We start from the raw sequence: 22,660 nt of genomic DNA, 5'->3' as shown, positions 1-22,660 counted from the left end.
CTTGTGCGGTGAGGAGAGACTGCGCTGATCTGTCAATTGACAGGTCAAGGCAATTGCAACAGAAATTGGATGTCGGTTTCCAAAAGGAATGAAAAGGGAATCCGGTGCGTGCAAGACGTTTGCCTTGTCGTGAATCCGGAGCTGCCCCCGCAACTGTAAACAGAGAATGCTTTTCTCTTTTGCCACTGGTTTGAGCCGGGAAGGTAGAAAAGCATATTGACCTGTGAGCCAGGAGACCTGCCGACATGCCACTCATTCAGATCTGGGCGGGGTGCTCCAGAAGGAAGGTCTTTTTTGTATTCCTTTTTTCAAACTGGTGTCGTTTTTGGCTTGCTTGCTGCCAAGGACTGCTTGCTGTGCGCTCGCACCACGCCGTGGCCAAAGGCTTTGGTCCACTTTGGGATCTGCGTGAATTTTCTTCCCTCCATTCCTTGAAAATGGCCATGTTATGAAAATTCGATATCTATTTGCTTGCGCCTTGGCGCTTATGTCTTTCAGTCTTCCTGCTTCTGCACGTATCGTCAAAGATACCTTGGGGGTCGTGCATGATATTCCAGACAAAGTAGATCATGTGATCTGCTCCGGCGCAGGCTGCTTGCGGCTTCTCACTTATCTCGGCGTTGAAGATCGTGTTGTCGGGGTCGACGGAATGGAGAAACGGAAATCGCCTTTTGACTCGCGTCCCTACGCACTGGTGACCCCAGCCTATAAGAGCTTGCCTCTTTTCGGGCAACATCTGGGACGGGACAATCCGGAGCTGATCATGGCGCTCGATCCTGCTCCTCAGGTCATCTTCAAGACCGTTGGCTCTTCTGGGCTGAAACCGGAAGTGCTCCAGCAGAAGACGCATATTCCCGTGATTGCCGTGGAATATGGCGATCTTGATAGTCAGAGTGAGCAATTCTATCAGGCACTGGAAATTATGGGAGACTCGCTCGACCGCAAAGAGAGAGCGGCCGAACTGGTCTCCTTCTTTAAGGACACAAGATCCGATCTTGAGGCGCGGGCCTCTGCGTCTGAGAAGGAAGCTCCGAGCATCTATGTCGGGGGCATCTCCTACCGCGGGTCGCGCGGGCTTGCATCCACCGATCCGGTTTATGCGCCCTTTGCTGCTCTGGGGCTTCAAAATCTTGCCGCATCCAAGGCGAAAGCGAGTGGGGGGCACGCCACCACCATTGCAAAGGAAAAGCTGATCGAATGGGATCCGGAGATCATTCTGCTTGATCTTGCAACCCTACAGCTTGGTCCCGATGCCGGTGGGCAGGCTGAACTGATGAATGATCCTGCCTATCAAATTCTCTCCGCCAGAGAGAAGGGGCAGGTTTGGGGCACACTGCCTTATGCGCTTTATACCAAGAATTATGGCTCCATTCTTGCTGATGCTTATTTTCTCGGCAAGCTGGTCTATCCAGATAGCTTCGCGGACATCGATCCTGTCTCTAAGGCGGATGAGATATACAGCTTCCTGTTCGGTAAGCCTGTGTTTGACGAAATGAATCGCATATTCGATGACCTGGTTTTCCGTCAGGTGCCAGTCCAATGATGCTGAAGGCCTGTGATACCAACTTGGGTGGCTATGCCCTTTATATTCGTCGCAAGGCTTTGGTGATTGCCGTTCTATTGTTGGCGCTCGTGCCTGCGCTGATTGCGGCCCTCTCTTTGGGGGCGGCAGCAGTGCCAATCAAAGATGTGGTCTTGTCCCTTATCGGGGCTGACGCCCCGCGTCGAAGCGACATCATTGTCTGGAGCATTCGGCTGCCGCAGGCTGTGGCGGCCATGCTTGCCGGAGCTGGATTGGCTGTGTCCGGCGCTGCCATGCAGTCGGTACTGCGCAACCCGCTTGGCTCTCCCTTCACTCTGGGCATTTCTCACGCAGCGGCCTTCGGGGCCGCTCTGAGCGTTATGGCCGTCGGGGCCATGGAGATCCCGTCGGCGGAGGGAGGCGCGGTTGCAGTTTATAATCCGGTTGCCGTTACGCTATCTGCCTTCGGTTTCAGCCTGCTTGCAGCGGCACTCATCACTCTGATTGCTCGGGTGAGGGGGGCGTCACCCGAGGTCATGGTGCTGACGGGGGTGGCTCTGGGCTCGCTCTTTACGGCGGGCACCATGTTCCTGCAATTCTTTGCAGATGATGTGCAATTGGCAGCCATGGTCTTTTGGACCTTTGGCGACACGGCCCGTGCCACCTGGCGAGACATCGGATTGATAGCCGCTGTCACTTTACCGATCTCAATCTATTTTATCGCGCAATGCTGGAACTATAATGCCATTGATGCCGGTGATGAGACCGCGCAAGGGCTGGGTGTGAGAGTGGAACGCTTGCGCCTTCTCAGCATGTTTGCTGCCTCCCTTCTGACCGCAGTGTCGATATCGTTTCTCGGTATCATCGGCTTTGTCGGTCTCGTGGTGCCTCATATGGTGCGCAGGGTCATCGGAGCGGATCATCGCTTTCTTTTGCCCGCCAGCCTGATTGGCGGAGCGCTCTTGTTGCTGGTTGCCGATACGGCTGCGCGTTTGGTGCTGTCGCCCAATGTTCTGCCGGTGTCTGTGTTGACTTCTTTTCTCGGCGTGCCGGTGTTTCTGTGGCTCATTTTACGCGGAGGACGACACTGATGCTCGACGTTCAGGATCTCCATTTTGCCTATCGCAACAGAGCCATTCTCAATGACATCGCCTTTGACCTCAAACCCGGCCGCATTCTTGTCATTCTCGGTCCCAATGGCGTGGGCAAGACGACCTTGCTCAAGTGCCTTAATGCAATCCAGAAACCGAAAGGTGGAAGCGTTTTGCTCGATAGCGAGAACCTGCTTTGCCTGACGCCGCCACAATTGGCCGCAAAGGTGGGCTATGTGGCGCAGAAATCGCAAACTGCCCGTCTCACGGTGTTTGATGCCGTGCTGATGGGGCGCAAGCCGCATATGGGCTGGCGCGTGAAGGATCATGATCTCGCTATGGTGGGAGAGATCATTGCGCGTCTGGGCCTTGAGGCGCTGAGTTTACGCTATCTCGATGAGCTTTCAGGGGGAGAGTTGCAAAAGGTCTCAATCGCCAGAGCCTTTGTTCAGCAACCGCGCCTGCTGTTGCTAGACGAGCCAACCAGCGCGCTTGATATGCGCAATCAGTTTGAGCTCTTGTCGCTCCTGTTTTCTGTTGTGAGAGAGCGCAAAACGGCCACCGTTGTAACAATGCATGATCTCAACACGGCCCTTCGCTTTGCGGATGAATTCCTGCTTCTCAAAGACGGGCGCGTTCTGGCGCGCGGGGCCGTCGAGGAGATTTCTCCAAAGCTCATCGAGGCGACCTACGATATCCCGGTTAGCATTCACACCATCGATGGTGCTCCCGTCGTCGTGCCAAAACCGACAGAAACCCCTACAGCCACAAGGCCAACCATTTTGGCTGAGTGACGCCGTTATGTGAAAGTTTGATGGAAAGAAAGGAAGAGAACCATGTCAGAACAGCTCCCCCCATTCACCCTGCAACCGATTGGCAAAATATGGACCGGCTTCAAAAGTCGCGAAGAATGCCCGCGCAACAGCCGCTTTAACGAGAGTGAAAGCGTGATCGAGGTCGATCCTGCTTTTGCCGATGCCTTTCTGGGTCTTGAGGTCGGGCGCCATATTGCCGTGCTCTATTGGTTCGACAAGGCCGATAGAACAAAATTGCAGACGACTCCGCCCAATGCTGAAAAGCAATATGGTGTTTTTGCCACACGTTCGCCCCATCGGCCCAACCCGATTGCTCTGAGTGCCGTCAAGATCCTCGCGATTGAAGGCACGAAACTGACGGTCAGTGGGCTTGATTGCATCGATGGCACGCCGCTGCTTGATATCAAGATCTATGTCCCGATGATTGATGCTCCTGAAGGAGCGACCGATGCTTTGCCATGGGCACATAAGCACTGAGGTCTGGAGTGGCAAGGTAGCATCATTCTCTTATCGCCATTTCTTAGGAATAAGCTGCGAGGCCATTCTATTGGAAGGGCCATTCCTGCCTTTTCCGTTTCTTTCCCAGCAGAAATGCTTCTAAGCGCAATAGAATTTATTGACTAGATCGTTCGTTCTAATTTATGTCTAAAAATTAGAACGAACGATCTAATTGCGTGTAGGAAACCAGATGCCCGATGACCATGAAGCAGAAAAGACCGAAGCACGCCTGTTGCAGGTGGCGCTTAGGCAGTTTGGCGAAAATGGATTCCAAGGGGTTTCCATCCGCTCTCTTTCCAAGGCCGCCAGCAGTAGCGTGTCTGCAATCGACTATCATTATGGTGGTAAACTTGGCCTGTATCTGGCAACCGCAGAATATGCCGGGTCGATTATCGGTGAAAGGCTGAGTGCCGCTCTTACGGGCGCAGTTCCAGCGACCGATTTGACGGTTGATGCGGCATGCAGAGAGCTGGAAACGATTCTTGTCACCTATCTGCGGTATTTTCTTTCCCCCGATAGTGATGCCATGTCGCTGTTTGTCATGCGCGAGCAAATGCAACCGACAGAAGCGTTTGACATTCTCTACGAGCGAACCTTCCGGCCCATTGCGGACCGGATTATTGCATTGATTACGCGCATCTCGAACGGTGCAATCAGTGACGAGCAAGCTCGCATGCGCTTTTTGCTGATGTTCGGTCAGGGGTTGATGTTCCGGGTTTCCCGCCAAAGTGCTCTGCGCATCATGGGATGGAATGCGATCACTGAAGATTATGCTGCCAGCATTGAACAAACGCTGCAAGCCCATTGCAAAGCTATTCTTGATGCTCTGAGGGCGGAAGGCGAAATGCACGCGATATAAGGGCCTGAGGGCTGGTGGTCGGAAAATTCACGAGAGGATGAAGGCAAATAAGCATGACCGAGACCGAGATGCCTCTTCTCCGACGGATAAGGAAGCTGGAAAAATGAGCGCAGAAAAGTCCCCCGCCGATCCGGCACAACGCGAAGAACGCGCCCCTTCAGGGCAATCAAGGCCCGGGGCCAAGCGACGAACAATTTTCAAGGTCATCGGCCTTGCTGTCCTCGTGGTTGCCGCTTGGCTGGGATATGAATGGTGGACGGTCGGCCGTTTTGTCGAAAGCACGGATGACGCCTATGTGCGCGCTGATATCATCACCTATTCGGCTGAGGTATCTGGCTCCGTCCAGTCCATTCCCATCGAGGATAACCGCCCCGTGAAGAAGGGAGATCTTCTGGTGCGGATTGATGACACGGCCTATCTGGCAAAACAGGATCAGGCGAAGGCGGGTCTGGCATCGGCAGAGGCTGCGCTGGCCAATCTCGATGAACAGATCGGGTTGCAACATACACAAGTGATGTCTGCCGAGGCGGACCTCTCATCGGCAAAGGCGCAGCTCACCTTTGCAAGAGCGAATGCTGAGCGTGGACGTAGACTGCTGGCCAAAGGATCTGCGACCCGGGTGACTGTCGAGCAGAATGACATGAATCTGGAAGCTGCTGAAGCCGCCTTCAACAAAGCCTCTGCAGCGCTCAAGTTGGCCAAGGGGCAATTTGATGTACTCGCTAGCCAGCGCCAACAAAGGCTGGCGTCTGTTTCCGATGCCCAGGCGACACTCAAGCTTGCCAAAAACGATCTGGCCCATGTCGAAGTCCGGGCCGGGTATGACGGCGTGATTGGCAACAGGGGGATTGATCAGGGGGAATATGTAACCACGGGCACCAGGCTGCTCAGTCTGGTTCCCTTGCAGGATATCTATGTTGAGGCCAATTTCAAGGAAACTCAGGTGCGTCATTTCCGAGAAGGCATGAAGGTTTCTGTTAGCGCGGACATGTTGGGAGGCATCGAGTTGAAAGGGCATATCGATAGCCTTTCTCCTGCAACCGGTTCGGAATTCGCGCTTATGGCGCCACAAAATGCGACCGGCAATTTCACCAAGATCGTTCAGCGTATTCCCGTTAAGATCCTCATCGACACACCGGATACAGGCGAGGCCCCTGCCTTACGTCCGGGAACCTCCGTGGTGGTTGAGGTCGACACCCATCAGGATGAGGACTGATGGCCAAGACTGCAGACAAGGCGGCTCCATCTCCCGCCCCGCATGACGATGTGGAACCAAAGGGAGGGCTATTTGGCTTTTTCCTGATGGTGATCGGCATGTTCATGGCGATTTTGGATATTCAGGTGGTGGCCAGCTCGCTGCCGCAAATTCAGGCGGGCATTTCCGCCTCGGCCGATGAAATTACCTGGGTGCAGACAGCCTATCTGGTGGCCGAAGTGGTCATGATTCCGCTCTCGGGCTGGTTGGCCCGGGTGATGTCTTCGCGCTGGCTTTTCGCGGCCTCGTCAGCCGGCTTTACCATCATGAGCCTTGCTTGCGCCATGGCGTGGGATACTTCATCAATGCTTGTTTTCAGAGCGATGCAGGGATTTCTGGGAGGCGCCATGATTCCGACTGTGTTCGCCTCCATTTACAAGCTGTTGCCACCCGAAAAACGCATCATGGGGACGGTCGTGACCGGATTGACGGCCTCTGTTGCGCCCGCACTGGGACCAACGCTTGGCGGCTATCTGACCGACATGTTTTCATGGCATTGGCTGTTTCTGGCCAATGTTGGGCCGGGGATCCTGATCACCATTCTCGTGCCGATCATTGTCGATTTTGATCGGCCCAATTGGCGTCTTGTCTACAAGATCGACTTCATCGGCATTTTGCTTGTGGCCGGATTTCTGGGCGCGTTGGAATTTGTCCTTGATGAAGGGGCGCGCAATGACTGGTTCGAAAGCCGGATGATCGTGGGCTTTTCCATTCTATCGGCCGTGTCCGGCATCCTGTTGATTTGGCGGGAGACATCCATCGAGCATCCGGTCATAGAGCTGAGGACATTTGGAAACCGGAATTTCACCATTGGCTGCATTCTGTCCTTTGTGTTGGGCATGTGCCTGATCGGGCAAACCTACATGCTGCCCCAGTTCCTTTCCCATGTCCGTGGCTACAGCTCTCTGCAAGTGGGAGAGGTCATGGCTGTAACCGGAACCGTTATGTTCATCGGGGCTCCTATTGCAGGCAAGATCGGGCACACAGTCGATCCGCGCAAGATCCTGCTGGTCGGATTCGCTATTGTCAGCTGTGGTCTCTATCTCAACAGCCACATGACCACCGAGGTTGGCTTTGACCAGCTTGTCTTGCCGCAGGCCACAAGAGGCTTCGGGCTGGTACTCAATCTGGTTACCATTACCGCCGTGGCCTTGGGCACCTTACCCAGACATCTCGTCAATATGGGCTCCAGCCTGTTCAATGTCTTCCGCAATATGGGGGGAGCGGTGGGTCTTGCTCTCATCAACACACAGTGGGATGGGCGTTATGACCGGCACTATTGGTGGATCGTCGAGAAGATGTCCGATACGAACCAGCTTTTCGTGAGCCAAATGCAAAATATGACGCGATATTTTGCACAATTTCCAACCATCGGTGGAACAGCTCAAGAAGCCGCTTTCCGTCAGCTAACTCTTCAGATACAGCAACAGGCATCCATTATGGCCTGGAACGATGTGTTCCTGCTCTTAGCGGCCATTTTCATCCTTATCATGCCCTTGACCTTTCTTTTGGCCAAACCAAGAGCGGCCGTGTCTGGCGGGCATTGAGACGATATAAAGGGTGCTCCTCAGGGCGCCTTCTGAAATGTAAAGCCCGAAGCAATGTCTCGAAGAGATGCAATCTGCTTCGGTTGAACGGAGTAATTGATGTCACAAGTGAAGATAGTCGTTTTTGCCGGTTCCGTTCGAACTGGCTCTTTCAATGCTAAACTGGCCAACCTGGCGCAAAAGCGTCTTGAAGCGAATGGTGCCATTGTCACCCGTGTCGATCTAAAAGATTATGAATTGCCCATCTATTGCGGCGATATCGAGGAACAGCAGGGTGTGCCGGAGGCGGCCAGAAAACTGCACAAGATCATTGCTGATCATGATGGCGTTGTTGTTACGAGCCCGGAATTCAATTCAAGCATTGGCCCGCTTCTGGTCAACACACTGAACTGGTTGTCTCGTGTTCCTGAAAATGGCGGCAAGGCTGCCATCTTTGGCAACAAGGTCTACGCCATCAGTAGCGCTTCTCCGGGCGGTTTCGGGGGCTATCGCGGTCTGATGGCTCTGCGTGGCTTCCTTGAACTCGGTGTTGGAGCTCATGTCTTGCCGGAAATGGTTTCTATTGCCTCCGCCCATGAAGCCTTTGATGAAGAGGGCGAACTGAAGGTGCCATTTGCCGACAGTATGCTGACAACCATGCTTGAAAAACTGGTTGAAAAGTCAGCGAAAACAGCCTGAATTCATGGGCTTGCCGGGGAACTTGGCTGCGTTGCCTGATACTCTGGCAAACGAGCAAGCTCACAAACAGACAGCCCCTGTGGCTTCCGGTTTGGTGGAAGCCACAGGGGCTAGTTATGTCCGGGATCTAGATTTTTTCTCCCTCAACCACCCACATGGTTGCTGGCCAGGAGAGAGGTAGGTTGAGGCCGTGAGTCATCAGGGCGGTGCCGGAAAGGACCAACGCACCATCAACCAGAGCTGTGTGACCGCGTGATTGTGGCGGCCGGTCTTCCGGGTTGATGAGGCGCACCCGATAGAGGGCATCAGGGTCAAGGCCAGCCAGCCTCTGGGCAAGTGGCAAAGTGTGACGCGGCGTCGCAAAGCGGCCCGCGAAAAGGACAAAACGCGTTCCGTCATTGGCCATCTGAAGCTCTGAAATGACGGAGTCATCGTCGCTTTCAAGCGGGAGCACATACCCTTTCATGCGCCAGTCGCGCGTTGCCTTCCACCAGTTGGTGACGCGCTGTAGAATGGTAAATTCTTCGTCTGTCAGCTCCCTTGGATCCATTTCGAAGCCCATATGGCGCTCGGCGGCCACCCATGCCCGGAAAGACATCGGCAAGATCCGTCCCGAAGAGTGGCATTTACGCGGGCCGACGTGGCTTCCGGTTACCGCGGGAGGAATGAAGAGGGCGGCCTCATGCTGGATGCGCAGGCGTTCAATGGCATCGTTGGAATCGGATAGCCATACCCGATGGGTGCGCGCGAGAATGCCTGCATCGATGCGACCGCCGCCTGACGCACAGCTTTCTATCTCCACCATGGGGTGAGCAGCCCGAAGCTGATCAAGAAGGGCATAGACCCCTTCGGTCTGGGCAGATGTCACCACGGGTAACAGCCGATTGTGGTCCCATTTGAGATAATCGATTTCGTACGCTTCCAGAAGATCACTGAGTGCAGAAAACAGATAGTCGCGGACCGCTGGTTTGGAAAGATCGAGCAGATGCTGGAAACGTCCGGTCAGCTGATCAGCCGGACCAAGCAGCCAGTCCGGATGGGCGCGATACAGATCGCTGTCCATATTGACCATTTCCGGCTCCACCCACAGGCCAAAAGCCATGCCTTCGGCATGCACCTTGTCGATGAGCGGAGTAAGACCATCTGGCCATTTTCTGGTGTCGATCGTCCAGTCTCCCAGCGAGCTGGTGTCATCATCCCTCTGGCCGAACCAGCCATCATCGAGCACGAAGCGTTCGGCCCCCAGCGCCGCAGCACGCTCGGCAATCTGGGACAGGGCTTCAAGGGAATGCTCGAAATAGATCGCTTCCCAGCAGTTATAATGCACCGGGCGAGGGCGGTCCGGGGCTGGCCATGTCACCACATGATCCCGAATATAGCGTTGATAGGCGCGGGCTATGCCGGCTTCTCCTTCGCTGGAGCAGGCAAGGATCAGCTCGGATGAGTGAAACTGGGTGCCATATCCTTCTGAGTCCCAGGTTCGGCCCATCTGAAGTTGCCGCCGCCCGTCAGGGAGTTCCTCGGCAATGAAGCGATGCCCTCCGGACCAGGCAAGTTGTAGAGCGAGAACATGGCCTTGTGTTCTGGTGGCGCCACGAAGCGGGATCATGGCAACTGGTGGATGCTCATGGCCTGAGCGGCCCGTTCGGGCCTCTCGCATACGGATGCCTGCCGACCAGGGCGTCTTCTGGCGCTGGAATTCCTTGAGCCATGTTCCATGCCAGTCGAGGATGTCATCAGACATATGTGGCGCTGGCAGAACCGGCGCAGCCAGCCAGTGGCAGAGAACAGGGGCGTCTGACGAGAGAGCGGCCGAAGCAATGATGACATCGCCAATCGGGGCAAACTGCGCGACATAGCGCAACCCATGTATGGCGTCAGAAAAGAAGAGCTGTAACCCTTCGCCGCGCTCGGCCTTTTCAAACCTGAAGCGAGGCAGAATGGTCTTTTCTCCGCTTGAGAGAGAAAGCCCGACCTGACCGGGAAAAGGAGCTCTGGCTTCCGGGCAGATGGAAAGTGGAATGGTTGCATCCAGCATGCCACCGCCCAGATCAATCGCATGGGCCTTTGACAATTGTGCCAGATCCTCTGCGTCGGGCAGGCGCTCCCCCCAATAAATGGCCTCTGCCATACGGTTATCTTCTATACGCAGGACAAGGGTTTGGGTTGGCGTATCCAGTCTATGATGGATGGAAGTCATGGATCAGTCCGCTTTGGTTGCTCTTGAGTATCGGGTTGTCAGGGCGTGTTGGCAGCTAGCGCAGGCGCATGCCCGCAGCGTCGAACAGGAAGGCCTTTTCCTCATCGAAGGCTGCCACTATGGCTTCACCCGTTTTGAACTGGCGGGCATCGGCCAGCTTCATGACGATGCGCTGACCGGTCTGCGTACGGGCGTAAATGTAGGATTCACCGCCCAGATGCTCGACGATGTCTGTGGTGAGCTTTAGCTGCACGGACCCTTCCGGAGAAAGAAACTCAGGCCGGACACCAACGGTCAGCTTGTCTCCCTCAGCAGGCAAAGCCCCTTTAAGTTCCATGGTGAAAGGCGTCGCCTCGACCCCATCAAGGTGAAGCGTTACACGCTGGCTCGTCACGGCCTGCACCGTGGCTTCAAGAAAGTTCATCTTGGGCGAACCTATGAAACCGGCAATGAAAAGATTGTCCGGATCATCATACAGGGTGAGGGGGGCTCCGACCTGCTCAATACAGCCCGCGCGCAAAACAACGATCTTGTCTGCCAATGTCATGGCTTCCACCTGATCATGGGTGACATAGATGATTGTCGTGCCCAGCTCTTGATGCAGGCGGGCGATCTCGACACGCATATTGACCCGCAATTCCGCATCAAGGTTGGAAAGGGGTTCATCGAACAGGAAGACATTGGGCTTGCGCACAATGGCGCGACCGATGGCAACTCGCTGACGCTGACCGCCGGACAAGGCCTTCGGTTTTCGGTCCAGCAGGCCATCCAGTTCGAGCACATCGGCAGCTTCATTGACCCGGCGAGTGATTTCTTCCTTGGGGGTTTTGTCAAATCGCAGACCAAAGCCCATATTTTCGCGCACCGTCATGTGGGGATAAAGCGCATAGCTCTGGAACACCATGGCGACACCGCGCTTGGCCGGATCCACATCATTCATTGGCTCACCACCGATGGCCAGTGAACCGCTTGAAATGTCTTCAAGGCCGGCGATCATACGTAGCAATGTTGACTTGCCACAGCCCGAAGGTCCAACGAAAACGCAGAACTCTCCGGCTTCGATTTTCAGGTTGACGTCGTGAATGATATGGGCTTCGCCATAGCGTTTGTTGACATCCTTGAGTTCCAGACTGGACATGCTCTCCTCCCGGGTTGGCCTGACCGGATTGCACTTCGGGCTCCGGCTGAAATAATGGGGCTGGGTGCGGCCGGACAGAAGGCTATCCGGCCGCGATGGGGCGCAGCGCCGCCCCCAGACGATGCTGCTCCCTGCAAAGATCGAACGATCAGAAAAGGCTGTTAACCTCTTCATTGGCATCGGTAAGGATTTCTTCGGGATTTTCCCGCCCCAGCATGACACTTTCGAGGGCTGCTTTCACGATGGAGGAAATCTCGTTGCCATAGTCGGTAATCGGCGGAGCAAACGTGGTCTCTTCAGTGGCAACCTTGGTGAAGGCAGAGACATCGACGCCCTTGTCCTCGAAGGCCTTGACGGTAGTCTCTATCTGGTCCTGCTGGGCAGGGAAGACCACGCCCGCTTTGGCAACGGTTGTCTGACACGCATCAGAGCCGAGATATTGCACCCACTTCCATGCGGCATCTTTGACTGGGCTGCCCGTCCAGATGGAATCCGCCAGCCCGTTAAACATGGTTTTGCGCCCTTGTGGCCCGGCAGGAATGGGGGCAAAGGCAACCGATGGCTTTGACTGGTGGTAGAGGCCCACAAGCCACGAACCGGTCACTGTCATGGCTCCCTTGTCGGAGAACATCAGCGTTTCTGCCCCCAGGCGTCCCGTCTGCTCCACTGTCGGCATCAGGTGGTGAACGCGAGCAAGATCCCTAATCCATGTCAGGGTTTTGGCGAGGCGGGGATCATCGAAATTATAGTGGGTCGACCATGGCTCATCGATGAATCTCCAGCCCGTGCTGGCTGCCAGATAGGCCCATTCGGTTTCCCCTTGCGGGCTGAGCGGGTTGAGAACGAGGCCAAAGGTGGCAATGGAATTGGGGTCAAAGCCCTCTTCATCTCCGCGCTTGCCGTTGGTGTCCACGGTGAGATGTGCGATGATCTTCTGAAAGCTGCCCCCATCTTCTGGGTTCCAGTTCATGTCAGCCAGATCAGATGGCTGAAGACCGGCAGCCTTCAATTTGTCCCGGTCATAGGCGACAGCGACGGTTGCCCAGTCTTTGGGAAGACCGTAGATTGCGCCATCCTTGGACCAGTTCTCCAGCAAGCCCGGCAGATAGCCCGATGTATCATAGGAGGCGTCAGCAAGAAGCGGAGTGAGATCCTCGATCATCTGGTTGGCGGCAAATTCTGGCAGGCGCATCAGGTGATTGACGAAAACGTCAGGGGCATCACCGGAAATGAAGCTGGTCGTCAGGTTCGTCCAATATTGATCCCAGCCCGTTTGCGTGATCTCGATATGGATGTCGCTGTTCAGTGCCTCGAAGTCATTCGCGCACTGCTGATAGACAGGTGCCTGTTGCCCATCCCACATCCAGTAGCGCACGGTGTCTTGCGCAAAAACGGTTGTCGGAGCCAGAATGGCTGCGGACACAAGAAGATAGTTCGTTAGGTTCTTCATAATTCTCTCTCCCTAGAAAATTCGAATATCGGCCTATTTCATGCCGCTTGTTTGCAAGGATTCCACGATACGGCGACCAAAGAAAACGAGCAGGATCAGCACCGGAATGATCGATAGCATCACGGCGGCCATCAGGCCGGTCCAATCCGGCTGACCTTGTCCGGTCTGGCTTTGATAGTTGGCGAGGGCAACGGCCATCACCTGTACATTTTCTTTCTGGCCCACGAGGAACGGCCAGAAGAAGTCATTCCAGGCCTGAATGGAAAGCAGGATGGCCAGTGTGGCCAGCGGTCCGCGCTGTAGCGGCAGGGCGATATGCCAATAGACCTTGAACCAGCTCAGGCCATCCAGCCGCGCTGCTTCTTCCAGCTCCTTGGGGGTTGAAAGGAAGAACTGACGCAGGAAAAAGACTGCGAAAGGCAGCATCAGGATGTTGGGAGCCACCATGCCCGCAAAGCTGTTGAGCAGGCCCAACTGGCGGATCAGGATGAAATTGGGAATGAACAGCACGATCGAAGGGATCATCGTCGCCGCGATGAAACTGTAGAAGAGCGCATCCCGTCCGGGAAAGCGCAGACGTGCAAAGGCATAGGCGGCCAGTGACGAAAAGAAGAGCTGACCGGTGACAAGAAGGCCGGTATAGACCACGCTGTTTCGAAGGGCGATCATGAAGTTGATTGGCGATCCTGAGTTGGCAGGCGGCGGTACATCACTGGGCAGGCCCAAAACGCGCAGGAAATTGCCGAAGACCGGATTGTTGACCCATAGACTATTCGCCGTGGAAAAGACATCTGAGGGCATGGTGATCGCTGTTTTGAGCGCCATCCAGATGGGCAACAGTGAGATGATGCAGAAAATGGCAAGGCCCGCATAGCCGAACAATTTGGGCAGGTTGAGTTTCTTTGACATGAGGCTTCTCCCTATCCCAGATCCGAACGGTCAGCATGCAGCAGGCGCATCTGCAACAGCGTTACCAAAATGAGGAAGACAAACAGCACCATGGACATGGCTGAGGCATAGCCCATGCGGCTGAACTGGAAGGCATTCTCATAGATGTACCAGAGCACGGCGCGGGTGGAGTTGGCAGGCCCCCCTTGCGTGGTCACGGCGATCACATCGAACACCTGGAAAGACCCGACCACGCTGGTCACCAGCACAAACACCATGACGGGGCGCAACAGCGGCAGCGTGATCATGCGGAACATGGCACTTTCGCTGGCACCATCCAGCCGCGCCGCTTCATAGAGATCGCGTGGGATTGACTGAAGACCGGCATAGAAGAGCAGGGCAGTGAAGCCCACATGGCGCCAGATCGAGATGCCGGCGACAGAAATGAGCGCCTGATCGGGTGAACTGAGAAAGGATTGTGGTGGGATGCCGATGCCGGTAAGAAAAGTGTTGGTCAGGCCGATTAGCGGGTCCAGCATGAGCAGCCAGACAAGACCGGCCACCACGTTGGAAATGAGATAGGGCGCTATGATCACGGCCCGGAACAGAACCGACTTGGCAAGCCTGTCTGCGAGCACGGCAATGATCAGGCCAAGCGCTGTTTGCAAGGGGATGTTGTAGATCACATAGAGCAACGTGATCTGCATGGAGTCCCAGAATTTCCCATCGGCCCAGAGTTTGCCGTAGTTATCAAACCCGATCCAGTGCGCCGGGCGCATCAGGTTCCAGTTGGTCAGACTGATTTGCGCGGCCCGGATGGTAGGAAAAGCAAAAAAGGCAATCAGGCCGATAAGGGCTGGCAAAATGAAAAGATAGCCCGTCAGGGCTTCCTTCCTGCGCAGCCTGTTTCCAAACAGACCTGATTCTTTGTCCGCGTTGACCGTTTTATCGGTACTTCGTCGGGTCATCATGCTCCTCCCATCTTGAATGCTGAGCTGGATTGTAGGGTTCCTCTATCCCCAGCCAAGCCATACTAACACGTGTTAGTGTAGTTTTGAATTTGCATCTGTCAATGAAAAAAGTTCGACTAACACGCGTTAGTATGGTATCCAGTTGGAATGAAAGCAAAATCTGTCACCAGCCATGATGTGGCCAAACTGGCCGGCGTTTCCCGTTCGACCGTGTCTCTGGTTCTGAACGGTTCAAATGCCGTCAGTCTCAGCGAAGAAACCAAGGAGCGCGTGCGTGAAGCAGCGCGCATTCTGGGCTATCGTCCCAATTCTGCGGCGCTCATGCTGCGCAAGGGGCGAACGGATACGATCGGTCTGGTGATCACGGAAACGCGCTCCATCCGTGTGGATGCCTATATCCCCATATTGCATTACGCGATTGCCGATGTTCTGAAAGAGGCGGGTTACAGCCTGCTATTGGAGACCTTCGAACGGAAGAAGGGCGTCAATCCCTATACGGATCTGGTCTTTTCCCATCGCATAGACGGGCTGATGGTGCTCAGCCCTCATGTCGAAGACAAGGATCTTCATGCCTTGCTGGATAGCGGCTTTCCCGTTGTGCAGATCGGCTCGATCGGACATCCCGAAGAGCTGAGTGTGACGACCTGCACCAGTGACAGCACAACGGAGGCAGTGCGCCATATCGTGGATTTGGGACACCGGAATATCGGCAGCGTTCCCTTTTCGCCCTCGGGCTTTTCCGCGACCGATTCCCGTTTGGAGGAGCTGCGCCAAGAGCTTTTAAAAAGCGGGATAATGCTCGACGCCGATTGCATCGAGTTCGGCGATTTCAGTGCAGAGAGCGGCTATAACGCAACCCTGCGCCTGATGAAGCGGCAGCCACGATTGACGGCCATATTTGCAGGCAATGACACCATCGCGCTGGGCGTGATCGGGGCGCTCAATAGCCTTGGGTTGTCGGTGCCCGGCGATGTATCCGTTGTTGGCTATGATGATCTGCCCTTCTCGGGCTTCATCTCGCCCCCCTTGACGACCGTAAAAATGAATGCGGACCATCAGGGCCGGCTTGCAGCGGACCTTATGGTCAAACGGTTGAAGGGTGAGACGATACCGCAAAAGCGGCTTGTCTTGCCTTCGCAAGTGGTTTTGCGCGACTCAACAGCCAAAGCGCGAATGCAGGCCTCCGATTTGTAAAAGCCTTTGGTCCCCATAGACCGAGGAGCCGGGAGAGGCTGATGGAAAGACCTTCCGACCCGGACTAGATGCTATAGCGCCTTGAGAGCAACCTTCTCGGCATTGATACTCCGGGCGATCAGATCGCGTAGGAGGCGATTTCGAAGGCGGCATCTGCGATACCCTGACGAATGGCGTGGGCCAGTTTCAGGGCATTGGGCGTATCGCTATGGACCAGAATGGAATCGATCTTGACAGGAATGGCTTCCCCCGTCGTGAGCTTCAGCTTGCCCGATGACAGGGTTTCGGCAACTCTGAGGCGGATATCTTCAGGCTCATGCAGCAATGCACCAGCTGTGCCGCGCGGCGCCAGACGGCCCGGAGCAGAATAACCCCGATCAGCCAGGAAGGAGTAGACAACCTCTATTCCCTCTTCCTCGGCTATGCGAGAGGCCTCGGTGTCGGCCAGCCCGATAAATTTGAGGGAGGGATCGAAGGACTTCATGGCCTTGATGAGTGTCCGCGCAACATCGGCGTCCGCAAAGGACAAGTTCCCCAGTGCCCCATGGAAATTGGCATGGGTGAGCTGTGCACCGCGGTGTGCGGCAATGGCAGCAAGTGCACCAAGCTGGGTGACGGTCATCAACTCAAGTTCTTTGAGCGTCATTGTCATCATCCGGCGGCCGAAATTCTCTCGATCTGGATAGCCAATATGAGCCCCGACCCGCACCTTGTTTGTTTGCGCAAGGGAAACGGTTTCATCCATGATCAGGGGATCGCCAGCGTGGGCACCGCAGGCAATATTGGCCGATGTGATCAACGGCATCAGATCGGCATCTGGCGCAATACGGTAAGGACCGAATCCTTCACCAAGATCGGAATTGACATCAATGCTTTTCATCAGAACTCTCCCTAGTGAAGGCGGGGTGTTGTTTGTTTATTCCAGATACCCGGGGCTGGTCTATATGGTAGTAAAGAGTGGTGCAGGACCGACCAAAGCTGCACAAGCCACTCTTGAAGACAAAGAGCCCGTTGGTTAGGGCGCCAAATGGAATGCTGCGCAGGTCCTGATTTCATCCAGCATCCGATTTTGCTTTTCGGTTGCCGCCTTTGCTTCCTCCAAAGCGCAAGGCACAAAGCGCACTGTGCTGCCAAGCCTTGACTGTGCCAGAAGTGGCAGGTCTGCTTCAATCACGACACCCAGTTTGGGGTATCCACCCGCTGTATTGGCATCAGCCAGCTGAATGACAGGCTTGCCGGAAGAAGGAAGCTGAATGGTGCCGGGCAAAATACCGTGTGACAACAATTCCTTGCGCTCCATGGGGATGATTTCTTCCCCTTCGAGCCGATAGCCAATGCGGTTGCTGTCCTGTGAAATCTGCCAGGCCTGCTCTGTAAACAGCGTCTGGTTTTCCCGGTCATAATCTCCCCATTCTGCTGCCGGAATGAAGTGTAGGGGCTGAGGAATAGCCGTGCTTTCAAACAAGGATTGCCAGATAGTCGGGCTCAAGCCAAAGGCAAGGGGAGGCGAAAGAGTGGCTTTATGAAGCGCTGCGAGGCGGTCTCCCCTTTGCAGGGCTCGCCCCTCAAGACCGCCAAAGCCGCCTTTCATATCAGTTGCGCGTGAACCTAGGATTTCAGGAACATTCAACCCGCCCCGCACAGCCAGATAGCTGCGCATGCCACTGGTGCAGAAGCCCATCTTGAGGGTCTGGCCGGGGCGCAGGCTTTGCACCCACCAGCGCGGCAACGGCTTGCCATCCAGCATGGCCTTGCAGTCGGCTCCGGCTAGGCAGATGTCAACCGGTTCCAGAATGCGACATTCAAATCCACCCAAGGTGATCTCTATGCCTGCGGCGGTTTCTTCGTTGCCCAACATGGCGTTGGCAATACGCAACGCCAATGCATCCATCGCACCGCTGCGGCCAACACCGAGTGATCCGAAGCCGGGGCGTCCGAGATCCTGTATGGTTGCCAGCAGACCCGGCGCAGAGATCTCGATCATGCTATCATCTCCTGAATAACGAACCGGATCCTGTCTCCGGGCATGATGAGGGAAGGGCTCTGTTTGGTTTCGTCAAAGAAGGAAAGCTCCGTCTTGCCGATAACATGCCATCCGGAAGGAGATGTCTTGGCGATGACGCCGGCCTGAGCGCCTCCGATCACCACACTGCCTTCTTGCACACTCAAACGGGGCTGGGCACGGCGAGGCGTGGTCAATCTCGGATTCATGCCACCAAGATAGACAAATCCGGGCTGGCTACCGAGGGCAAAGGCGACATAGTCCGGTTCCGAGTGTAGGGCGACGACCTCATCAACACTGAGGCTGCAAGAGTCTGCCAGTTCGCTCAGATCCATGCCCGTCTCACCGCCATAGATAACCGGGATTTCGACAAGGCGCCCTTCGATCTGGCGCGGCTTTGTCCGCTGCCAAAGCTGTTCAAGCTCAACCTTCATGCGCATCGGGTCGCAGTCGGGTGTCAGATAGACCAGAAGGGAATGCATGCCCAATACGGTCTCAACCACGCCTTCAAGCGCTTTGCAGGCTTGATCATACGCCCAATAGCGGCTTTGTACATCAACCGAAAGAGGGCCGCCTGACTGCACCAGCAAAGCGGTGGCCCCCATATGGGAGATGCTTATGGATACGGAGGACGGCATTGTTTCTTTCACAGAAGGTGGCTTTCGGCTTGGACGTCTGTGCCCGTGTCTGTCAGGCACAAACGCGCTATTGGGGAACCCATTGATTGAGAGCTTTACCAAGGAATCTTAGTGACTTTCCCTACTTTGCATAGGCTCCGGTGTACGTGCCTGCAGCCACGGAAGCAAGAATTTCTTCCTCCTTTTTCTGCTGGGCGCGCGTATTGGCCAGAAGGGTTTCGGCTTCTTGCGGCGCAATGGCTACGACGCCATCGGCATCCCCCATGATGATATCACCCGGATGCACCATCATGCCGCCGATGCTGACCGGAATGTTGATGGCTCCCGGACCGTCTTTGTAGGGGCCCATATGGATAAAATCACGCGCGAACACCGGAAAGTCATTGCTCGAAATATTGTCAATGTCGCGGATCGCACCATCAATCACATAGCCCGCAGCCCCACGCGACTTGGCAATGGCCACCATGATTTCGCCGATGAGAGCCCGGTCGCAATAGCCGCCACCATCGACAACGAGAATTTCGCCCGGTTTTACAATGTCCAGTGCTCGATGGATGAAGCCATTGCTGCCCGGCACAACCTTGATTGTAAGCGCACGGCCGACCATGACGCCAGCCCGATGGAACGGCTTGATGCCCTTGGCGCCTCTCAGACGGTCCAGATTGTCGCTGACATTGGCGACTGCACAGGTTGCAAACTCGGCAATGAGGTGGTCCAGTTTGTCTTCACTCGGGACCATTTCGGTCTTGCTCAACGCGGTCATTGGGCCGCCTCCTGATTTGTTGGGTTGTCAGCCAACTGTAGTTTTGACACGGCCTTGGAAATGGCAGTCATGCCCTCGGCGATGACCTTTTCTGAGGCCGCGAAGCTGAGACGCAGGAAGCCGGGAAGGCCATAGGATGTGCCGTCCATGAGGGCGACATGGGCCTCTTCAAGAAGGTAGTTGACCAAGTCCAGATCTGTTTCAATCCGTTCTCCGGCAGCCGTCTTGCTGCCCAGAAGGGCGCGAACATCCGGGAACACATAGAAAGCTGCATCCGGTGCCTTGCAGCGGATGCCGGGGACTGCGTTGAGGCCATCGACAATGGCTGCGCGTCGCTTTGTATAGAGCACCACCATATCGTCAACACAGGATTGATCGGCGTTTAGCGCGACCGTTGCTGCCGATTGAGAGAAGGAGCAAGCGCAAGTGGTGCTCTGTCCAAGCAGCTTGACGACTGCCTTGACCAGTTCAGGCGGGCAGACGGCGTAGCCTATGCGCCATCCAGTCATGGCATAGGCCTTGGACATACCATTCACAATGACGCAACGGTCAGCGACCGAAGGATCAACGGCCATCGGGGAATGGTTTTTTACGCCCTCGAAAGCGATATGCTCATAGATTTCGTCAGTCATTATGCCGACCTGCGGATGCTTTTTGAGCACCTCGATCAAGTCGAGCCATTCCTCGCGGGTATAAACGGCACCGGTCGGGTTTGACGGCGAGTTGATGATCAACCAGCGGGTGCGGCTGGTAATCAGTCCCTCGAGCATATCCGGCGTCAGCTTGAAACCCGTTTCCGGGCCACAAGCGACGATCTTCGGCTCACCACCGTTAAGAGAAACAATGTCCGGATAGCTCACCCAGTAGGGCGCAGGGATAATCACCTCGTCGCCTGGATCAAGAGTGGCAGAAAAAATGTCGAAAATCAGCTGTTTTGCGCCATTTGCCACCACAATTTGGCTCGCCGGAACGTTGATACCATTGTCCCGCTTGAGCTTGTCGGCAATAGCTTGCCGCAGTGCCGGAGTTCCTTGCGACCCCGTATAGTGGGTGTCTCCAGACAGCATCGACTGATGAGCTGCTTCGATAATATGTGCGGGCGTGTCAAAGTCTGGTTCGCCAAGGCAAAAGTCCAGAATTTCGACACCCTGAGCGCGCAGCTCATCCACTTTCTGTTTGGCAGCAATGCTCGCGGAAGGTCGCAGCTTGCGAACTTTTTGCGAAATTGTGATCGACATGCGATTAGACCTCTTAGACAAATTTGCCAAGAAGGTAGGCGGCAAGTCTCAGCAAAAAAAGCGAATTAAAATTATTCGAAAGGATCAATTTTGGGAATGCATAGGAGAATTGCGGATCTGTTGTTTAAAAAGGTAGGATGTGGAAAGACTTATGGATTGCGTTGTCTATGTCGTTGTTGTTCTCGCTTCAGTAGAAAAGTGATAGATCAGTAATTTTCTCACTATCAATTCCTTTTTCTCATGAGAAGAGCCGAATTTAATTCGCTTTCTTTTGTTGCTCAATGTGGCAAGTATGTGATCAAGTCAAAATAACACCAGCACCTGAGGAGACACTCCTATGATTACCCGCAGTAGTTTGGCATTTTTGCTCCTGGCCACTTCTCCCGCTCTGGCAGACAATTGGGATCTGCCTCTGGCATGGCCTGCCGACAACTATATCAGCGTAGGCGCTCAGTCCTTCGCAGACCGCGTTCGCGAAGAAACCGAAGGGCGCGTCGACATCACCTTGCACACCGGTGGCTCCCTTGGCTTCAAGGGCCCGGAAATGCTGGGTGCTGTGCGCGATGGCCTTGTGCCGATCGGCGACATGCTGATGAACCAGCAGATCGGTGATGAGCCAATGCTCGGCCTGACGTCTCTGCCTTACTTCCTGTCTTCGTTTGAAGAATTGCAGGCTTTTGAGAAATATTTCCGCGCCGACCTGGAAGATATCTTTGCGAAAAACAACCAAAAACTGCTCTACACCATTCCTTGGCCACAGCAGCAGATCTGGACCAAAAGCGAAGTGACCGATCTGGCATCCATCAAGGATATGAAGATCCGCTCTTATGACCGCTCTTCCACCGACGTGTTCGCCTCCGCTGACATGACTCCGGTTCAGCTGCCTTGGGGGGAAGTTATTCCGTCTCTCGCAGCAGGCACCATCAACGCTGTGGCAACCTCGTCTCCGTCTGCTGTAGACGGTTCCTTCTGGGAATTCCTGGACTATGGCTTCCCGACACGCCAGACCTGGAACATGAATGCCATGACGGTAAACATGGACAGCTGGAACGGTTTGAGCGATGAAGACCAGAAGGCTCTGACATCCATCGCAAACGAAATGCAGCCAGCTCTTTGGCAGTCTGCGCAGGATGAAGACACTAAAAACATGAAAATCCTCGCAGAACAGGGCATGACCCTTGCTCCGATCTCTGATGAGTTGCGTGCAATCCTGACCGAACGGGCAGAACCACTGCGCGCCGCTGCAATCGAAAAGATGGGTGCAAAAGCCAAGGACGTTGTCGAAGGTTTCAAAGCTAAATAAAAGCCCGGCAACAATAAACCAGCCAATTGAGGCGAGTGCTCTGTCATTCGCCTCAATCCTTATAAAACACTCTCACACCGGGAGTAGCATTGTGAAAATCTTGAGAGCCATAGATCGGTTTTCCATGGGGCTTTCGCTTTTGTCCGGCATTATGCTCGGATGCATGGCCCTGCTGATCGTTGCCGAAATCTTTCTGCGTAAATTTGCAGACATCAGCTTGCACTATGTCTGGGAAGTGAGCGTCTTTGCCCATATGGCGGCAGTCTTTCTGGGCGCTGGCTGGACCTTGCGCACCGGAGGGCATATCCGCGTTACCCTGTTGCTGGGCAAGTTGCCGCGATTGGGGGAATGGGTTGCAACATTGTTCGGCCTTGCCATCTCAGCCTATATGAGCAGTGCTCTCATCAAACTGGCATGGAGCTATTATGCCAGCGGCCGGACGAGCGGTTCAGTGACTGATACCCCGCTTGCAATCCCCGCCACGATCATCGCCTTCGGAGCCTCCATGATGACGCTGCAGATTCTCCTGCGCGCCCTGCGGCTTGTCCTTGGCGAAGCGCCTGATCTTGATACGACAGGCGAAGACGCCCCAGCCCCGATTATGGATTGA

At 55.0% G+C, this 22,660-nt stretch carries 21 protein-coding genes and 1 riboswitch; of the genes, 11 read left to right on the top strand and 10 right to left on the bottom strand.

Going from position 1 to position 22,660, the window contains the following annotated elements; genetic code table 11:
* Window positions 1-56 precede the first annotated feature (56 nt).
* Window positions 57-259: riboswitch (cobalamin riboswitch) on the top strand.
* A gap of 228 nt (window positions 260-487) precedes the next feature.
* The 8 genes from ACKPCT_RS12750 (at window position 488) to ACKPCT_RS12715 (ending at window position 8,265) form a co-directional block, all read left to right on the top strand.
* Window positions 488-1,543, top strand: a complete 1,056-nt coding sequence (locus tag ACKPCT_RS12750) for an ABC transporter substrate-binding protein (protein ID WP_210186704.1) — start codon at window positions 488-490, stop codon at window positions 1,541-1,543.
* Window positions 1,540-2,613: a FecCD family ABC transporter permease gene (locus ACKPCT_RS12745; RefSeq protein ID WP_319567067.1), complete on the top strand. Its 1,074-nt coding sequence runs from the start codon at window positions 1,540-1,542 to the stop codon at window positions 2,611-2,613. Before ACKPCT_RS12750 ends, ACKPCT_RS12745 begins: the two co-directional genes overlap by 4 nt.
* A complete protein-coding gene (locus ACKPCT_RS12740) occupies window positions 2,613-3,407 on the top strand; it encodes an ABC transporter ATP-binding protein (protein ID WP_319567066.1) in 795 nt (264 codons plus the stop codon). Before ACKPCT_RS12745 ends, ACKPCT_RS12740 begins: the two co-directional genes overlap by 1 nt.
* Window positions 3,408-3,449: 42 nt before the next feature.
* Window positions 3,450-3,905 carry a tRNA (N6-threonylcarbamoyladenosine(37)-N6)-methyltransferase TrmO gene (gene tsaA / locus ACKPCT_RS12735; protein ID WP_319567065.1) on the top strand — a complete coding sequence of 152 codons (456 nt, stop codon included), beginning with the start codon at window positions 3,450-3,452 and terminating at the stop codon, window positions 3,903-3,905.
* A gap of 211 nt (window positions 3,906-4,116) precedes the next feature.
* Complete coding sequence (locus ACKPCT_RS12730) at window positions 4,117-4,785, top strand: CerR family C-terminal domain-containing protein (RefSeq protein ID WP_090071205.1); 669 nt, start codon at window positions 4,117-4,119, stop codon at window positions 4,783-4,785.
* A gap of 103 nt (window positions 4,786-4,888) precedes the next feature.
* A complete protein-coding gene (locus ACKPCT_RS12725) occupies window positions 4,889-6,001 on the top strand; it encodes an HlyD family secretion protein (RefSeq protein ID WP_319567064.1) in 1,113 nt (370 codons plus the stop codon).
* Window positions 6,001-7,587 carry a DHA2 family efflux MFS transporter permease subunit gene (locus ACKPCT_RS12720; RefSeq protein ID WP_319567063.1) on the top strand — a complete coding sequence of 529 codons (1,587 nt, stop codon included), beginning with the start codon at window positions 6,001-6,003 and terminating at the stop codon, window positions 7,585-7,587. Before ACKPCT_RS12725 ends, ACKPCT_RS12720 begins: the two co-directional genes overlap by 1 nt.
* A 99-nt stretch (window positions 7,588-7,686) precedes the next feature.
* Window positions 7,687-8,265 carry an NADPH-dependent FMN reductase gene (locus tag ACKPCT_RS12715; protein WP_090071202.1) on the top strand — a complete coding sequence of 193 codons (579 nt, stop codon included), beginning with the start codon at window positions 7,687-7,689 and terminating at the stop codon, window positions 8,263-8,265.
* A 127-nt stretch (window positions 8,266-8,392) separates the two neighbouring features.
* Here the strand turns inward: ACKPCT_RS12715 and ACKPCT_RS12710 are convergent, their stop codons facing one another.
* The 5 genes from ACKPCT_RS12710 to ACKPCT_RS12690 form a co-directional block, all read right to left on the bottom strand.
* The gene (locus tag ACKPCT_RS12710; protein WP_319567062.1) at window positions 8,393-10,465 is read right to left on the bottom strand and encodes an alpha-galactosidase; all 2,073 of its coding nucleotides are present in this window, start codon (window positions 10,463-10,465) and stop codon (window positions 8,393-8,395) included.
* 55 nt (window positions 10,466-10,520) lie between these two features.
* A complete protein-coding gene (locus ACKPCT_RS12705) occupies window positions 10,521-11,603 on the bottom strand; it encodes an ABC transporter ATP-binding protein (protein ID WP_090071198.1) in 1,083 nt (360 codons plus the stop codon).
* A 148-nt stretch (window positions 11,604-11,751) separates the two neighbouring features.
* Window positions 11,752-13,053: an ABC transporter substrate-binding protein gene (locus tag ACKPCT_RS12700; RefSeq protein ID WP_319567061.1), complete on the bottom strand. Its 1,302-nt coding sequence runs from the start codon at window positions 13,051-13,053 to the stop codon at window positions 11,752-11,754.
* A 33-nt stretch (window positions 13,054-13,086) separates the two neighbouring features.
* Window positions 13,087-13,962 carry a carbohydrate ABC transporter permease gene (locus tag ACKPCT_RS12695; RefSeq protein WP_090071194.1) on the bottom strand — a complete coding sequence of 292 codons (876 nt, stop codon included), beginning with the start codon at window positions 13,960-13,962 and terminating at the stop codon, window positions 13,087-13,089.
* 11 nt (window positions 13,963-13,973) lie between these two features.
* A complete protein-coding gene (locus ACKPCT_RS12690; protein ID WP_319567060.1) occupies window positions 13,974-14,912 on the bottom strand; it encodes a carbohydrate ABC transporter permease in 939 nt (312 codons plus the stop codon).
* A gap of 147 nt (window positions 14,913-15,059) precedes the next feature.
* On the opposite strand from ACKPCT_RS12690, the gene ACKPCT_RS12685 reads away from it, so the two are divergent.
* Window positions 15,060-16,106 (top strand): LacI family DNA-binding transcriptional regulator, encoded by a 1,047-nt coding sequence (locus ACKPCT_RS12685; RefSeq protein ID WP_319567059.1) that lies wholly within the window; start codon window positions 15,060-15,062, stop codon window positions 16,104-16,106.
* Between the two features lie 118 nt (window positions 16,107-16,224).
* Here the strand turns inward: ACKPCT_RS12685 and ACKPCT_RS12680 are convergent, their stop codons facing one another.
* The 5 genes from ACKPCT_RS12680 to ACKPCT_RS12660 form a co-directional block, all read right to left on the bottom strand.
* Complete coding sequence (locus tag ACKPCT_RS12680; RefSeq protein ID WP_319567058.1) at window positions 16,225-16,986, bottom strand: LamB/YcsF family protein; 762 nt, start codon at window positions 16,984-16,986, stop codon at window positions 16,225-16,227.
* 135 nt (window positions 16,987-17,121) lie between these two features.
* On the bottom strand, window positions 17,122-18,090 hold the full coding sequence (locus ACKPCT_RS12675) for a 5-oxoprolinase subunit C family protein (RefSeq protein ID WP_319567057.1): 969 nt from the start codon (window positions 18,088-18,090) through the stop codon (window positions 17,122-17,124).
* Window positions 18,087-18,746 (bottom strand): 5-oxoprolinase subunit PxpB, encoded by a 660-nt coding sequence (gene pxpB / locus ACKPCT_RS12670; RefSeq protein WP_319567056.1) that lies wholly within the window; start codon window positions 18,744-18,746, stop codon window positions 18,087-18,089. Before pxpB ends, ACKPCT_RS12675 begins: the two co-directional genes overlap by 4 nt.
* 121 nt (window positions 18,747-18,867) lie before the next feature.
* Window positions 18,868-19,509: an RraA family protein gene (locus tag ACKPCT_RS12665; protein ID WP_319567055.1), complete on the bottom strand. Its 642-nt coding sequence runs from the start codon at window positions 19,507-19,509 to the stop codon at window positions 18,868-18,870.
* The gene (locus tag ACKPCT_RS12660; protein ID WP_090071185.1) at window positions 19,506-20,747 is read right to left on the bottom strand and encodes a pyridoxal phosphate-dependent aminotransferase; all 1,242 of its coding nucleotides are present in this window, start codon (window positions 20,745-20,747) and stop codon (window positions 19,506-19,508) included. The genes ACKPCT_RS12665 and ACKPCT_RS12660 overlap by 4 nt, the downstream gene beginning before the upstream one ends.
* A 337-nt stretch (window positions 20,748-21,084) precedes the next feature.
* On the opposite strand from ACKPCT_RS12660, the gene ACKPCT_RS12655 reads away from it, so the two are divergent.
* Entirely contained in the window at window positions 21,085-22,050 is a 966-nt protein-coding gene (locus ACKPCT_RS12655) for a TRAP transporter substrate-binding protein (protein ID WP_090071183.1), read from the top strand.
* A gap of 91 nt (window positions 22,051-22,141) precedes the next feature.
* Window positions 22,142-22,660, top strand: coding sequence for a TRAP transporter small permease subunit (locus tag ACKPCT_RS12650; RefSeq protein WP_244544643.1), 519 nt, complete (start codon window positions 22,142-22,144; stop codon window positions 22,658-22,660).

The organism is Cohaesibacter marisflavi (assembly GCF_963665895.2).
Classification (GTDB): domain Bacteria; phylum Pseudomonadota; class Alphaproteobacteria; order Rhizobiales; family Cohaesibacteraceae; genus Cohaesibacter; species Cohaesibacter marisflavi.
This window is presented reverse-complemented; position numbering and strand designations above follow the sequence as displayed.